The organism is Microcoleus sp. A6-C6 (assembly GCF_036705955.1).
In the GTDB taxonomy this organism is placed as follows: domain Bacteria; phylum Cyanobacteriota; class Cyanobacteriia; order Cyanobacteriales; family Microcoleaceae; genus Microcoleus.
Genome location: NZ_JAUBVR010000105.1, coordinates 3,065 through 15,953, shown reverse-complemented (window position 1 = coordinate 15,953; position 12,889 = coordinate 3,065). Strand labels below are relative to the sequence as shown.

The following is a 12,889-nucleotide window of genomic DNA, read 5'->3' as shown; positions in this document are numbered from 1 at the left end:
TCTGGCTTTTCGCTCATCTGACTACATTACCATATTTTTCGGCTCTCAATCAACTATTTTTTACCTGAATCCTTACCTGATGACTAATGACTAATGACTAATGACTAATGACTACTGACTTCTTCCTTCTTCGTGATGACTACTGACTACTGACTAATGACTAATGACTACTGACTACTGACTACTGACTTCTTTCTTCTTCCTTCTTTTATAATTAAAACCCCCCTTTTTCAAGGGGGGTTTTAGGCGTAAAATACGCGAGATTCTCCTTACATCGAAGAACCCAAACCGGCATAAGCACCGTAGAAGAAAAGGCTGACAATGCTCAGAACACCGAGGCCTGCGACGGTAGCTACCAGCCACAAAGGAATTCTGCCACTTTCACTAAACATAGCGATTACCTCACTAATTCACAGCTAAACAAATTGGATTGAACCACAGAGATAAAACTCAAAAACCAGTTAATTAAAGAAATAACTGGAGAACAAAATACCCAGAGTAAAAATCAGCAACAGACCCAAATAAAGGGAAGTCCGATTTAACTCTACGGGCTGCTCGTTGGGATTAGGAACGCGCTCAGGCATTGTAAACTCCTATCGTTGAATAAATTGCATTGCTGCGATCGCGCCCAAAAAGAAAATTGTTGGGACACCTAAAGTATGAACTGCCAACCAGCGTACCGTAAAAATCGGATACGAAATTGGCTCATTGTTTGGCGTTCTGCTCGTCATTTTTCCAAATCCTTGTAAAATTACTTGCCAATGAACTGATCTACTTGTTTCTTAGCTTCAAAGCGATCCGAGATAATCGGCACTTCTTCCCGCTGCTCTGTGAAATACTGGTTAGGGCGAGGAGTTCCGAAAGCATCGTAAGCCAAACCCGTTTGCACAAACAGCCATCCAGCAATAAACAAAGCTGGAATGGTGAGGCTGTGAATTACCCAATAACGGATGCTTGTAATAATGTCCCCAAACGGACGTTCTCCAGTTGTACCAGACATTTAGATTCCTCCTTTCAACAACAAATCAACAGACAATCTCTATTACTATTCTACTATCAAGCAGCTTGCGCTGCACCTTGATATTTAAGTAGAGTGCCGCTCGCGCCAATCACAAATCCGCGATCGGGGCCCATGAAGACAATTTTGTAAAAATTAGCGGGAACATCCTCAACTTCGCGGTCTTTTTGCCAAGTTTTCCCGCCGTCCAAACTGCACAGCAAATTGCCGCCGCCGCCGGCTACCCAAACTTCATTATCAGTCCGGTAAGCCATATCTAGCAAACCCCAACTCGCCTTGCGATCGGGAAAAAACGGTTTTCCCCAACCTTCAGCACTTTCGGGATCGCTAAACTGAATTTGACCGCCGCGGGCGAGCATCCACAAACGCCCGTCCTTCGTAAAGCCCATATTTTGTAGGCGACGAGAACTGTTACGGTTGTGAGGTTCCCAAGCATTTTGTCCTGGTTTCCACACGGAGTAGAAATTGCCCTTTGAGGATACCGCAACATACTGCCCGTCTTCTGAACGGTTGATATTGCGAACTACCCCAAAGGAATCCTGGACAATCGCTTTCCAATTTTTGCCGCCGTCAGAAGTGCGGTAAATGGCGCCTACATCCGTCGTCATGTCAGCCGTATTTGGGCCAATAGCTGCGATCGTACTGGGAGAACCCGGTAACTGAGCACTCAAAGCAATCCGCGTCCAAGACTTGCCCTCATCGGTAGTGTGGAGCAAAACCGAAGGCTGCCCGACTATCCAGCCTTCGGAACCGGAAAAACTCACCGACGAGAAACGCGATCTCGGCTCGTCTATATCCAGTGCGATCGGCTTCCAGTTAGTCCCGCCGTCGATCGTTTCAAACAGAGTCGCCTCCGAACCAACAACCCAGCCGTGCTGATCGTTGCCCGTAAAGGCAATATCCTGCAAATTAGCGGACGTAGGCAAGGAAATCACCTGCCAAGGGTTGTAACTCACAGAACCGATCGTGCTGCAACTCGTACAGATGAGTGCAGCCGCCAATAACATTACAATTCGTTGCCAAAATCTCACAATCGTTTTACTGCAAACCATACATACTAAGTAAAAACAAGAAACCAACGACCAAGCCGCCAAAAATCAGCAAACTTTTCTGACCTTCGGTCATGCCGTTGACACCGACACCGTAACGCTGATTTGCCTTAAACCCCGACACCCCTTCCAGCAGGCCGAGATTTTGAAACACTGACTTGCGCCCCGCACAAACGGGACAAACCCAAGTTAGGGGCAAATCTTCAAAAGCCGTGCCAGGGGCAATGTCATTTTTAGGATCGCCCTTTTTCGGATTGTAGACGTAGCCGCAGGCGCGGCACTCGTGCCGATCGAGGGTCTTAGTCTCAGTGGCTCGATCGCTCATAGCTCAAAAGAGTAGGTCAGCTAATCTTAAAATATACATTAAAGAGTGTAGCAGTTCTTAGGACTAAACCATATAGGGTTGCAGAAAGCGTATAGGTAAATATAGCTAAATATAGTGTTCTTATTTGTCAATAAAAACAATAAATGAGAATGTAACGAGAGAGTGAAAATAGAGGGAATAGGGTAGGGTGGGTAGTGAGTAAATCAGAAAATAGGCACAAAAAACCCCGCCGGGCTAGGGCGGGTAGTAAGTAGGTTGTACTGGGTAGGGTTAGATGCCTGCAAAACTTACATCAGGGTTAACCCCTAAATAGTGTTTCTGGATAACCTCTACACTATTGCCGCACGCTGTAGCCAGCAAGAATAAGTCAGTACCTGCGTGTGCCTGTAGGCTTATGAACGTATGACGGCAGCTATAAAAAGGCAGATACCCGCTGATTAAGCCATCACTAACTAACTGAGATACAATGCCGGGGTATTTATACCTAATATCCCCTCTGGTGTTTACACTTTCTGTCCATAGGGTGTAAGCATTACCAGTATCCCAGCCCTTGCCATTTAACTTAGTAAATACTAAATCGTTAGGCTGTGCGTTTTCGGGCTTGATTCTTAACAAAAGTTCCCTTAGTTTAGGGTACATTTTAAAGATGCGTATATCACCTGTTTTCGTCTTCTTTGTTACCTTAGATTGCCCGTCATAACTGCGACTAAAAACGATATTGTTTTTCTCTTCACCTCGGAAGCAATCACGCCAACGCAAAGCAAACGCCTCACCACTACGACAACCTGTTAGAAAACGGAATTCGACTAAGGGAGCCATTTGACGTGGTGATGCGTTTTTATGCTTGTAAAAAGCATCAATGATCGTGTCACGTTCCTCTTTTGTAAAGGCACGTCGATCGCGCTCTTCGGCGTCTGATTCATTGTCGGGTATATCCCACCATTCTCGCTCTGTACCGTCCGCATTGATAATTGGTTGGTAGATATCCGTTGTATTTTCAACTTTGTTTTCGAGAATAAACGGGTTTTTTGTTAGCTGAGTTTTGCCTTGATACTGTAGTCTGGTAAAGGCTTCTGATAAGGCGGCTAGCGTTCGTTTTGAGTAATTATCAGTGATATTGAGCGATGTCACCATATCGGCATTTACATCCAATAGAACCTTGTCAGCTATCCCTTTACCCGTATCTAAAAGCTTTCTTTCGATTGAATCCCAAACCAAACCTTTAATTGTGTTGGTAAAAATTCCTGCGTGTTGCTTTAGAAAGGTAGTTGCTTGCAATTGCGGGCGCTTCCACTCTAAGTAGTCCTCCCACATTGCACCCACCGTCAACTCGGCTTCCGCCTCTGGGATAGGCGCTGCTAACTGTAAAGCTGCGTACTGTGCTTTTAGTCCGTACTTGGCAAACGTAGGGTCAAACAACTGATCCCAGTCGGGGTGTAGCAAATCGTTTTCGATCCGAAAGGCGATCGCTTCTGCCCGTTGACGATTCTCAGGTGTATCCTTCATCCCTAACGGTTGATACTTGCGCTTCCCACCAAAAATGGGGTTGTACCGAGTGCTGAACTGTAGTCTGAGAGATTCTCTATCAGCCTGTACTTTCACGGTGTCAGCGGTGCTGTTGCTGTTTTTTGCGTACATAGTATTTATTTGTCAAGGTACGGTGTAGTAAGCTTTTCACCTCCTAGCAACCTACTATCACAGCTTACTGGTTTTGTGGAATATTACAACATACGCATAGCGTGAACAAAGGTTATAGCGTGACCAGCCGGGTTATGCTATCAAGATTAAAAAATATTGCAGAAGATGGACGATTAATCTCAACCAATTCGTAATTCTAGCTACGCAAAATCTATATAATGTAAAGATCGAGTTACAAACCCTTTCACAGAGGCAGTAATCATTCACCGTGTTTGCACTTAGCGGCTACGAGTATTTCTTAGGCTTCCTGTTAATTTCGAGCCTAGTGCCTATCCTCGCCCTCACGGCGTCTAAGGTACTACGGCCCAAAAGTCGTCCCTACGACCGACGTACTACCTACGAATCTGGCGTCGAGCCGATCGGCGGAGCCTGGATTCAGTTCAACATCCGATATTATATGTTCGCCCTGGTCTTCGTCATCTTCGACGTAGAGACCGTCTTCCTCTATCCTTGGGCGGTAGCTTTCAACCAGCTAGGACTCTTGGCTTTCATCGAAGCCTTGTTTTTCATCACGATCCTCGTTATTGCTCTTGTATATGCATGGCGCAAAGGAGCCTTAGAATGGTCTTAAGTTCTGACACATCACAAAAATCGCTAATTGTCAATCCGGCAGAGCGTCCGCAAGTCACATCCGAATTATCCGAGAACGTCATCCTAACTACGGTTGATGACATCTATAACTGGGCGAGACTTTCGAGTCTGTGGCCACTGCTTTACGGCACGGCTTGCTGCTTCATCGAATTTGCAGCTTTAATTGGATCGCGCTTCGACTTCGACAGATTTGGTCTAGTACCGCGATCGAGCCCCCGGCAAGCCGACTTGTTAATCACCGCCGGTACAATTACCATGAAGTACGCCCCCATCTTGGTGCGGCTGTACGAACAAATGCCTGAACCCAAATACGTGATCGCGATGGGCGCTTGCACCATCACCGGCGGAATGTTCAGCGTAGACTCGCCCACAGCAGTCAGAGGCGTTGACAAACTGATTCCCGTAGATGTGTACATCCCCGGTTGTCCTCCCCGTCCAGAAGCGATTATTGACGCAATTATCAAACTGCGGAAAAAAATCGCCAACGATTCGATGCAGGAACGTGGCAACTTGCTACCCACCCACCGCTACTACACCAGACCCCACAAAATGAAAGTAGTAGATGACATTTTGGACGGCAAGTATTTGTCAATTCCCGGCCGGATAGCCCCACCGAAGGAATTGACGGAAGCAATGGGAATGCCCGTACCGCCCGCCCTGCTTGCAGGACAAAAACAGGAGGTACAACGTGGCTGAGACAGAAACTTCGATTGTTGAAGCTGGGAAGGTTTCTCAGTGGTTGACTCAGAATGGCTTCGATCACGAAGCTTTGGCGGCCGATAATTTGGGCGTGGAGATATTAAAGGTCGATCGCGAATTCCTAATTCCGATGTCAACAGCACTGTATGCCTACGGCTTCAATTATATGCAGTACCAGTGCGCCTACGACCAAGGCCCTGGAGAAGATTTAGTCAGCGTCTACCACTTGGCTAAGCTGACAGATAATGCTTCCCATCCCGAAGAAGTCCGCGTCAAAGTATTTATCCCCCGCGAAGATCCGAGAGTACCATCAGTGTACTGGATTTGGAAAGCGGCAGATTTCCAAGAGCGGGAATCCTACGATATGTACGGCATTGTCTACGAAGGACATCCGAATCTGAAACGGATTTTGATGAACGAAGATTGGGTAGGCTGGCCGCTGCGGAAAGATTACATTTCCCCTGATTTCTACGAGCTGCAAGACGCTTATTAAGGGAATTTTGCGAGGGCGGGTGTAGAGTATAAAATTTGAATTTTGCAGTCAAGTTTTATGCACCCACCCGCCCTCTGTTTTTTTAATCTATTGCTGTAGGGCGATGTTTTGCGATATTCTTAGTCTAAAAGTTCTAATACCTCCGCATGACCTCAAACCCAAGTCGCAGACTCATTAATGATATCGAAGCTCTCCTGGCGACCAGCGCAAGGCTATTTGCGTCAGAAGGTTCCGTGCGTGAGGTGGCTCTCCTAGCAAATGCAGAGTATAGTCTCAACTTGTGTGAGGAACAATACGGCCAAAACACTTACCACCTCTATCTTCAAGTTCCTGATTGCCTTTACTCGCAAAATTCTGACGATATTGAAGGATGTGAAAATCTAATTCTGGAGAAGGCAAGAATACTTCTCAAACCGGCGTTGCTGATTTACGGTATGAACGGCTAAATATGCAAATCATAAAAACCATTGTCCACAAAGCTTCTGGATTTTTGCCTAATTCTTTTTCATACCCTGATTAAGCAACGCCCTCAAACCATACCCAGATGATTATTTAGGTTCTTTGAGTATTAGTCCAATTCTGAGCGCAGGTGAGGAGTGGCGCCAAAAAGCAAACAATTGGGTCACAGGTAAAGGTGTCAATAATCAAGGTCGTGTTAGGTCTGATAATATACCTTCGAGAACAGTAGACGGGCTTTTATTTCGTTCTCAGAACGAAGAGCTTTTTTACAAAGCTCTTAAATCACTTGGGGTATCCTTTGCTCCATTACCCGTTTTCATTAGAGGTGGTGAAAAATACAAAAGAATTGAACCAGATTTTGTCATTGTTAAAAACGGTGTTTTACTGGTTGTAGAAGTAGATGGTGATACTGTACACAACGAAACACCAGCAGAAGCACATGATAGGACAACTATGCTTGCCCATGAGGGGGTTCATATTGAGCGAATCCGAGCCTCAGAGTGCCAAACCCCAGATCAGGCAGTTACCTGTGCAAAGAGAATGTTGCAGGTTATTGATAAGATTAAATCTTCAAGGTAGATGACGTTGAGTTTGACTTGGATGGATAAAGAAGATGCCGAAGAGCAGCAAGAAACAGGTTAGTATCTGATTCATGCTTTTGACGAAGATTGTTGAGCCGACGATCGCCAGCTATTTCCTATTGAATTAAAAGGTGTAACTTGGTGAAAGAAAGTTATTGATAAAATTTAAACGTAACTTCCCCCAGGGGGAGAAGTTACGGGGGCTTTATTCTTTACCAAGCCAGGATTGTTATGCGAGGGTTCCATAACAAGATTACGGTCGTCTCATCAAAGAACTTTTTTGCTTATTTTGTCAACTGTAAACCGACGCAGATCATCATCCCAAATGACTTTATTGTCTGATCCAATGCCTTGCAAAAGTAATTTAGCAATTTTATTTGCACCTATCTCAATTGTTTCTTCAGTATGAACAATTTCATAGGATATCTTAAGGCATTTGAGTTCAACTGAACCAAGATTGTCAACCTCAAATGTAATATTTGACACGTCTACATCATGCTCAACTGCACCTGGCGGCGTACTAACAGAGAATTTCATGTTTCGTTCAACAAAATCGTTTGCTTGAAAGCGCCCCTCTGGAGTATTAAAGAAAACTGGTTGATCGCGCCCTAATCCGTTTAGATATCTACCAACAGTTTGAATATCGTTAGCTATCTTCTGCCGATCGTCATCTTGTTTGAACTCAATATCAATCCTTGGCTGCGATGGAACGACCATATTTAGATGTAGATCAATTTGTCGAATACGTCCATCCCAATCAGATTCGCGAAACTCTCTTAGAACCACAAGACCAATGTGCATACTTTTTGCATAGCGTTCAGCGCCATCAGTAAATCCATTGCAGGTTACAATATATGATTCATCCGGCGGCGGCTTAATGTCAGCTATCACACCGTAGAAATTTCGGATAACACCAAGTCCCACTTTATCACCAGAAATATCAAAATCTTTACATTCCACTAAAGTGCGTTGGCGTTTTCCACTGCGTTCGATGGTGACATCTATTTGATGCGGGGCTCCCGATTCGCCTCGCAGTTCGAGATTGTGGATGACTGTATTACTTTGCTCAAGAGCCTTAAAGACAAAAGCAGCAAGCCTTTCATAACGTGTACCGGACTTTGTGGATAAAATCTCAGAATATAGATCGTGTAGCTCATCGTAACGAGATCTTTGCTTAGGCATAATTACTATAAATCAGATGGCAGAGTTATTATTTCTACCGTTGCTTGTCTTCTCACCCCGACTTAGTATTCTTCCAGCAGGAGTTAGACCGTGAGAAATAGGCATAATTTCCGCACTTTTATATTATATACTAAAAGTTCACATTCTAACTCTCTAAACTTGAAATTTACACCGAATAATACCAAACATGATATAACTTAGGTTACTCATAAATAGAGCTTAAATCGCGTCCTAACCCACCAAAATTCATTAAAAATATATCAAAAATTCTGCAAGGTTCGCTATATGACGATTCTGACCGTAGAAATTCTTTGTTCTGAGGCAGCAATATTTTCAGCCGCCGAGTCTCAACATCCAGAACCTCTGCTTTACGGAATCACAGACGGAAAGGCTATTGGAACATATTTAGAACAAAAGTTCAAACTGTATCTCAAGCTGCGTTATGAATTTTTAGAAGGAAATTCAGCAAGCGGCATCGATTTTCCCGGGCTACTTGTGGATGTCAAGGTAACAAGCGTTAGACAACCACAATCCTCATGCCCTTTTAAATCTGCAAGACAAAAGATTTTTGGGCTGGGATATTCACTGATTATCTTTGTTTACGAAAAGACAGACAACAGTACAAATCGAACTGCAACGCTGAATATTCTGCATACAATTTACGTAAGTGCCGAAAGAACAGCAGATTTTCAAATGACCCGTGGGATTCACAATATTTTAGATAACGAAGGCAACAAAGATGATTTGCTGGCTTTTTTGCTTGACAAAAATCTACCAGTTGACGAAATTGAGGCAGATAAAAATGCAAGCGAAATAATGACAAATCCGCCACTACAGGGTTTTTTAACCATTTCTAATGCGTTACAATGGCGACTTCAATATGGCAGAGTAATTGAGCGTGCCGGACAACAAGACGGCGTTATCGCAGTGTATAGATTTAACTCATGATTTCCACAGTTCGCAAAACAAAACTAGAATACGGAGATTTTCAAACACCCCCAGAATTAGCTGAAATGGTGTGTAGAAAATTGATAGAACTTGATATTAACCCCAAAATTATCATTGAGCCAACTTGCGGCATAGGTAATTTCATTCAAGCGGCTGCAAATTCCTTTCCATCCGCCAGCAAGATTATCGGCGTTGAAATAAATCAAATTTACTTAACAGAATTACGAGCCAAACATCAATTGTTACAGGATGAAAGATGTGAGGTTAAGCACGGAGATTTTTTTGAGTTTGACTGGACATCATTAATCAAGCAATTTAATCATCAGGTGTTGGTACTTGGTAACTTTCCTTGGGTGACAAACTCACGCCAAGGAACTATTGGTAGTGAAAATTTGCCTAAAAAAAGTAATTTTCAAAAGCACGCTGGCTTAGATGCACTCACAGGTAAAAGTAATTTTGACATCTCAGAATGGATGCTAATTAAAGCAATTCATTGGTTGCAAAATCGTGACGCAACTCTGGCAATGCTTTGCAAGACTTCCGTTGCTCGAAAGTTATTGAACTACATTCATTCAAAAAAACTTAATCTCGCTAGCTGTGCAACTTACAAAATAGATGCTAAAAAGTATTTTGATGCAAATGTGGATGCCTGTTTGTTATTCTGCCAGTTTGACTCAAGCTCGCAGAACTACTTCTGCGATGTATTTAGCAGTTTAGAATGTTCAGAATCCCACCGCATAGGCTATCAAAATAATCTTCTAATTAAAGATATAGATTCTTTCAATAAGTTGAGTAATTTATATGCTGTAAAATCTGGTACGAAATGGCGATCGGGCGTAAAGCATGACTGCTCGAATGTGATGGAGTTTCGTAAAATTGATAATCTTTTTGTCAATGGATTTGGGGAAGCTGTCGAACTTGAGGAAACTTATCTATTTCCGCTACTTAAAGGCTCGGATGTTGCTCAAGATCGGATTAATGCCACAAATCGCTATATTTTAGTAACTCAAAAATTTATTGGCGAGTCAACCGAAAATATCAAAACTATAGCTCCTAAAACCGGACGTTATCTAGAGAAGTGCGGGCAATATCTAGATAATCGCAAAAGCAAGATTTATCAAAATAACCCTCGGTTTTCGATTTTTGGAGTAGGCGATTATAGCTTCCAATCTTGGAAAATTGCGATTTGCGGGCTTTATAAAAAATTGGATTTTAGGTTAATCGGTGAAATAGCTAATAAACCTGCAATCTTCGATGATACTGTTTACTTTCTCAGCTTTGACAGCGAGAGAGAGGCACGTCAAACTTTTGAGCTTTTGAGTTCATCGGCGGCAATTAACTTTTATTCAGCGATCGTATTTTGGGATGAAAAGCGCCCGATCAAATCCAGCATTTTAAATTGTCTGAATCTAGCAAGGCTGGCAGATTCGGAATTTGTAACCCCAGAGGCACGCAGATAAACGCAGATAGAGATATAATTTATATTATCGGTAATTCTCAAAACCTATGACTCAAGCTTTACCCAGACTCGTAAACTTCGAGGAATTTGTGGAGTGGCTGCCCGAAAATTCGGCGGTACGCTACGAACTGCATAATGGAGATATTGTTGAGATGGCACAACCAGTAGGCGAACACGAGGAAGTTAAAGGCTTTCTTACAATCAAAATTTCCTTTCAAATAGAAAGTCTGGGATTACCCTACGGTATCCCCAACCAAGTGATAGTTAGACCTCCTGAAAAAGATTCTGGTTATTTCCCTGATGTGTTGGTGCTGAATCGTGCAAATCTGGTGAACGAAACTTTATGGCAAAAACAGTCTACCCTCAGTTTGGGTGCATCGATACCTTTGGCGATTGAGGTTGTGTCAACCAATTGGCGCGATGATTACTATTGGAAATATGCCGATTATGAGGAGATGGGTATTCCTGAATATTGGATTGTGGATTATGCGGCGTTGGGCGGACGCAATTTTATTGGTAATCCCAAACAACCGACAATTTCTGTCTGTAACTTGGTTGATGGTGAATATCAAATCTTCAAGTTTCGAGAGAACGATCGCATTGTATCGCAAACCTTCCCCGATTTGAACCTCACAGCAAACCAGATTTTTCAAGCTGGTGCAGTATAAGCTGAATTACAATTTAGGCTTTCGGGCGGGCAGGATGCCCACCCCACAATAGCTTATATTGCTTAAACTTAATCATTGCGTAAAGCTGCGATCGGATCTAAGCGAGCGGCATTCCGAGCCGGCAATACTCCAGCTAACAACCCGACGGTAAAAGATAGCCCAAAACCTGCTGTAATCGACCATACAGAAACCACAAAGGGAAATTTGAACGCTGTCGAGGCCCCAAAGGCGATCGCAATTCCCAACCCAATTCCCGCCGTTCCCCCCACCGTAGACACTAAAATAGATTCCGCCATAAATTGAATCAGAATTGCTGCATTAGTAGCACCTACCGCTTTGCGAATCCCGATTTCCTTCGTGCGCTCCACAACAGACACCAACATAATATTAGCAATACCGATGCCGCCAACTACCAAAGAAATTCCGGCGATCGCTCCCACCATCACCGTAAATAAACCTATCACATTGCTGAAAGCATTAACGATCTCAGTTTGATTGACAACTCGAAAATCATCCGGTTGCGGCGGATAAATATTGTGGCGCAAGCGCAGGATATTTTCTACTTGAAATTGAGCATCCGCTAAATCCGCTTCACCGGCAGTTTCCAACCAAAAACCCGAAATCGCAATCCCGGCTAAAGAATTTCTCCCCACAATCCGCGAAGACATATTTTTGAGGGGAATATACACTCGATCGTCCTGATCGGTTCCCCCTACAGACCCCTTGGATTCCATCACTCCAATGACCTTGTAGCGGTTTCCCTGAATGCGAATATCGGAGGATAGCGCATTAGCTCCGGCTCCAAAAAGTTCGTCCCGCACCTTAGAACCGAGGACAACTACTGGCTCAGCAGCATTCAATTCATCCTCAGTAAAAAACCGTCCTTGTTGGGGTTGAATGTTCTTCACATCTGGATAGTTTAAATCTGTTCCCAAAATCGCAGTAAATGAATTTTGTCCGCCGTAAACGACTTGGACTTGGCGCTGCAAATAAGCGGTAATTGCTTTGACTGCGGGAGCTTGTTTGCCGATCGCCCTAGCGTCATCCCAAGTCAGGGTAGTAGCAGAACCGCTTCCCTGACTGACACCGCCCGTTCGAGAAGCACCGGATAACACCAACAGCACATTTGTACCTAAAGATTTTAACTGTTCTTCTGTTGATTTTTGGACTCCTTGTCCTACTGAAGTAATGGCAATTACTGAAGATATCCCAATTATTACGCCCAGCATGGTTAAACTGGTACGCAATTTATTATTCCACAGCGCTTCTGTCGCCATGAATGCGATTTGAACGTTGGAGATTTTGTTGATGGCTGGGGGAGTCTTTAGTTTCATTAGGTGGTTGGGTATTGGTAATGTCTAGTTGGTGGGGATTAAGATTTTTTTTAACCGCAGAGAGCGCAGAGAGCGCAGAGGGAGATCGATAATTAATTGGTACGCAATTTATTATTCCACAGCGCTTCTGTTGCCATGAATGCGATTTGAATGTTTGAGATTTTGTTGATGGCTGGGGGAGTCTTTAGTTTCATTGGGTGGTTGGGGATTGGTAATGTCTAGTTGGTGGGGATTAAGATTTTTTTTAACCGCAGAGAGCGCAGAAAGCGCAGAGGGAGAGAAGAGGGAGATCGATAATTAATTGGTATGCAATTTATTATTCCACAGCGCTTCTGTTGCCATGAATGCGATTTGAATGTTTGAGATTTTGTTGATGGCTGGGGGA

General features: G+C 43.6%; 17 protein-coding genes. 8 read left to right on the top strand and 9 right to left on the bottom strand.

Features of this window, described 5'->3' with window-relative positions; all coding sequences use genetic code 11:
* Positions 1-269 precede the first annotated feature (269 nt).
* The 7 genes from QUB52_RS26470 to QUB52_RS26440 all read right to left on the bottom strand — a co-directional run bounded on the left by QUB52_RS26470 (position 270) and on the right by QUB52_RS26440 (position 4,030).
* Entirely contained in the window at positions 270-392 is a 123-nt protein-coding gene (locus QUB52_RS26470; RefSeq protein ID WP_006635506.1) for a photosystem II reaction center protein J, read from the bottom strand.
* 69 nt (positions 393-461) lie between these two features.
* Positions 462-584 (bottom strand): photosystem II reaction center protein L, encoded by a 123-nt coding sequence (locus QUB52_RS26465; protein WP_172190234.1) that lies wholly within the window; start codon positions 582-584, stop codon positions 462-464.
* Between the two features lie 9 nt (positions 585-593).
* Complete coding sequence (psbF, locus tag QUB52_RS26460; protein ID WP_006635504.1) at positions 594-731, bottom strand: cytochrome b559 subunit beta; 138 nt, start codon at positions 729-731, stop codon at positions 594-596.
* Positions 732-751: 20 nt separating this feature from the next.
* Entirely contained in the window at positions 752-1,000 is a 249-nt protein-coding gene (psbE, locus tag QUB52_RS26455) for a cytochrome b559 subunit alpha (RefSeq protein ID WP_265233764.1), read from the bottom strand.
* Between the two features lie 56 nt (positions 1,001-1,056).
* Positions 1,057-2,070, bottom strand: coding sequence for a photosynthesis system II assembly factor Ycf48 (locus QUB52_RS26450; RefSeq protein WP_265233763.1), 1,014 nt, complete (start codon positions 2,068-2,070; stop codon positions 1,057-1,059).
* Positions 2,057-2,392 carry a rubredoxin gene (locus QUB52_RS26445; protein WP_265233762.1) on the bottom strand — a complete coding sequence of 112 codons (336 nt, stop codon included), beginning with the start codon at positions 2,390-2,392 and terminating at the stop codon, positions 2,057-2,059. Before QUB52_RS26445 ends, QUB52_RS26450 begins: the two co-directional genes overlap by 14 nt.
* A 270-nt stretch (positions 2,393-2,662) precedes the next feature.
* Positions 2,663-4,030 carry a hypothetical protein gene (locus QUB52_RS26440; protein ID WP_265233761.1) on the bottom strand — a complete coding sequence of 456 codons (1,368 nt, stop codon included), beginning with the start codon at positions 4,028-4,030 and terminating at the stop codon, positions 2,663-2,665.
* Positions 4,031-4,298: 268 nt separating this feature from the next.
* Here QUB52_RS26440 and ndhC point away from each other — a divergent pair, with 268 nt between their 5' ends.
* The 5 genes from ndhC (at position 4,299) to QUB52_RS26415 (ending at position 6,911) form a co-directional block, all read left to right on the top strand.
* On the top strand, positions 4,299-4,661 hold the full coding sequence (ndhC, locus tag QUB52_RS26435; protein WP_006635500.1) for a photosynthetic/respiratory NAD(P)H-quinone oxidoreductase subunit C: 363 nt from the start codon (positions 4,299-4,301) through the stop codon (positions 4,659-4,661).
* Positions 4,652-5,377 carry a photosynthetic/respiratory NAD(P)H-quinone oxidoreductase subunit K gene (gene ndhK, locus QUB52_RS26430; RefSeq protein ID WP_332967671.1) on the top strand — a complete coding sequence of 242 codons (726 nt, stop codon included), beginning with the start codon at positions 4,652-4,654 and terminating at the stop codon, positions 5,375-5,377. Before ndhC ends, ndhK begins: the two co-directional genes overlap by 10 nt.
* Positions 5,370-5,873: an NAD(P)H-quinone oxidoreductase subunit J gene (locus tag QUB52_RS26425; RefSeq protein WP_332967672.1), complete on the top strand. Its 504-nt coding sequence runs from the start codon at positions 5,370-5,372 to the stop codon at positions 5,871-5,873. Before ndhK ends, QUB52_RS26425 begins: the two co-directional genes overlap by 8 nt.
* 146 nt (positions 5,874-6,019) lie before the next feature.
* Complete coding sequence (locus QUB52_RS26420; protein WP_332975334.1) at positions 6,020-6,319, top strand: hypothetical protein; 300 nt, start codon at positions 6,020-6,022, stop codon at positions 6,317-6,319.
* A gap of 115 nt (positions 6,320-6,434) precedes the next feature.
* Positions 6,435-6,911: a hypothetical protein gene (locus QUB52_RS26415; protein WP_332975333.1), complete on the top strand. Its 477-nt coding sequence runs from the start codon at positions 6,435-6,437 to the stop codon at positions 6,909-6,911.
* 269 nt (positions 6,912-7,180) lie between these two features.
* On the opposite strand, the gene QUB52_RS26410 is transcribed toward QUB52_RS26415, so the two are convergent.
* Positions 7,181-8,095: a restriction endonuclease gene (locus QUB52_RS26410; RefSeq protein WP_332975332.1), complete on the bottom strand. Its 915-nt coding sequence runs from the start codon at positions 8,093-8,095 to the stop codon at positions 7,181-7,183.
* Positions 8,096-8,380: 285 nt separating this feature from the next.
* Between QUB52_RS26410 and QUB52_RS26405 the strand changes: the two genes are divergently transcribed.
* From QUB52_RS26405 to QUB52_RS26395, 3 genes are read left to right on the top strand one after another with little or no spacing between them, the layout of a single operon-like run.
* Positions 8,381-9,043: a restriction endonuclease gene (locus tag QUB52_RS26405; protein ID WP_332975331.1), complete on the top strand. Its 663-nt coding sequence runs from the start codon at positions 8,381-8,383 to the stop codon at positions 9,041-9,043.
* A complete protein-coding gene (locus tag QUB52_RS26400; RefSeq protein ID WP_332975330.1) occupies positions 9,040-10,503 on the top strand; it encodes a class I SAM-dependent methyltransferase in 1,464 nt (487 codons plus the stop codon). Before QUB52_RS26405 ends, QUB52_RS26400 begins: the two co-directional genes overlap by 4 nt.
* 46 nt (positions 10,504-10,549) lie before the next feature.
* Positions 10,550-11,170: a Uma2 family endonuclease gene (locus QUB52_RS26395; RefSeq protein WP_332975329.1), complete on the top strand. Its 621-nt coding sequence runs from the start codon at positions 10,550-10,552 to the stop codon at positions 11,168-11,170.
* Between the two features lie 68 nt (positions 11,171-11,238).
* On the opposite strand, the gene QUB52_RS26390 is transcribed toward QUB52_RS26395, so the two are convergent.
* Complete coding sequence (locus tag QUB52_RS26390; protein ID WP_332975328.1) at positions 11,239-12,504, bottom strand: ABC transporter permease; 1,266 nt, start codon at positions 12,502-12,504, stop codon at positions 11,239-11,241.
* Between the last annotated feature and the right edge of the window lie 385 nt (positions 12,505-12,889).

Bases quoted from the DNA above. Each gene is read 5' to 3' on its own strand.
- QUB52_RS26470 (WP_006635506.1), bottom strand. From the start codon at position 392: ATGTTTAGTGAAAGTGGCAGAATTCCTTTGTGGCTGGTAGCTACCGTC.
- QUB52_RS26465 (WP_172190234.1), bottom strand. From the start codon at position 584: ATGCCTGAGCGCGTTCCTAATCCCAACGAGCAGCCCGTAGAGTTAAAT.
- psbF (WP_006635504.1), bottom strand. From the start codon at position 731: ATGACGAGCAGAACGCCAAACAATGAGCCAATTTCGTATCCGATTTTT.
- psbE (WP_265233764.1), bottom strand. From the start codon at position 1,000: ATGTCTGGTACAACTGGAGAACGTCCGTTTGGGGACATTATTACAAGC.
- QUB52_RS26450 (WP_265233763.1), bottom strand. From the start codon at position 2,070: ATGGTTTGCAGTAAAACGATTGTGAGATTTTGGCAACGAATTGTAATG.
- QUB52_RS26445 (WP_265233762.1), bottom strand. From the start codon at position 2,392: ATGAGCGATCGAGCCACTGAGACTAAGACCCTCGATCGGCACGAGTGC.
- QUB52_RS26440 (WP_265233761.1), bottom strand. From the start codon at position 4,030: ATGTACGCAAAAAACAGCAACAGCACCGCTGACACCGTGAAAGTACAG.
- ndhK (WP_332967671.1), top strand. From the start codon at position 4,652: ATGGTCTTAAGTTCTGACACATCACAAAAATCGCTAATTGTCAATCCG.
- QUB52_RS26420 (WP_332975334.1), top strand. From the start codon at position 6,020: ATGACCTCAAACCCAAGTCGCAGACTCATTAATGATATCGAAGCTCTC.
- QUB52_RS26410 (WP_332975332.1), bottom strand. From the start codon at position 8,095: ATGCCTAAGCAAAGATCTCGTTACGATGAGCTACACGATCTATATTCT.
- QUB52_RS26405 (WP_332975331.1), top strand. From the start codon at position 8,381: ATGACGATTCTGACCGTAGAAATTCTTTGTTCTGAGGCAGCAATATTT.
- QUB52_RS26400 (WP_332975330.1), top strand. From the start codon at position 9,040: ATGATTTCCACAGTTCGCAAAACAAAACTAGAATACGGAGATTTTCAA.
- QUB52_RS26395 (WP_332975329.1), top strand. From the start codon at position 10,550: ATGACTCAAGCTTTACCCAGACTCGTAAACTTCGAGGAATTTGTGGAG.
- QUB52_RS26390 (WP_332975328.1), bottom strand. From the start codon at position 12,504: ATGAAACTAAAGACTCCCCCAGCCATCAACAAAATCTCCAACGTTCAA.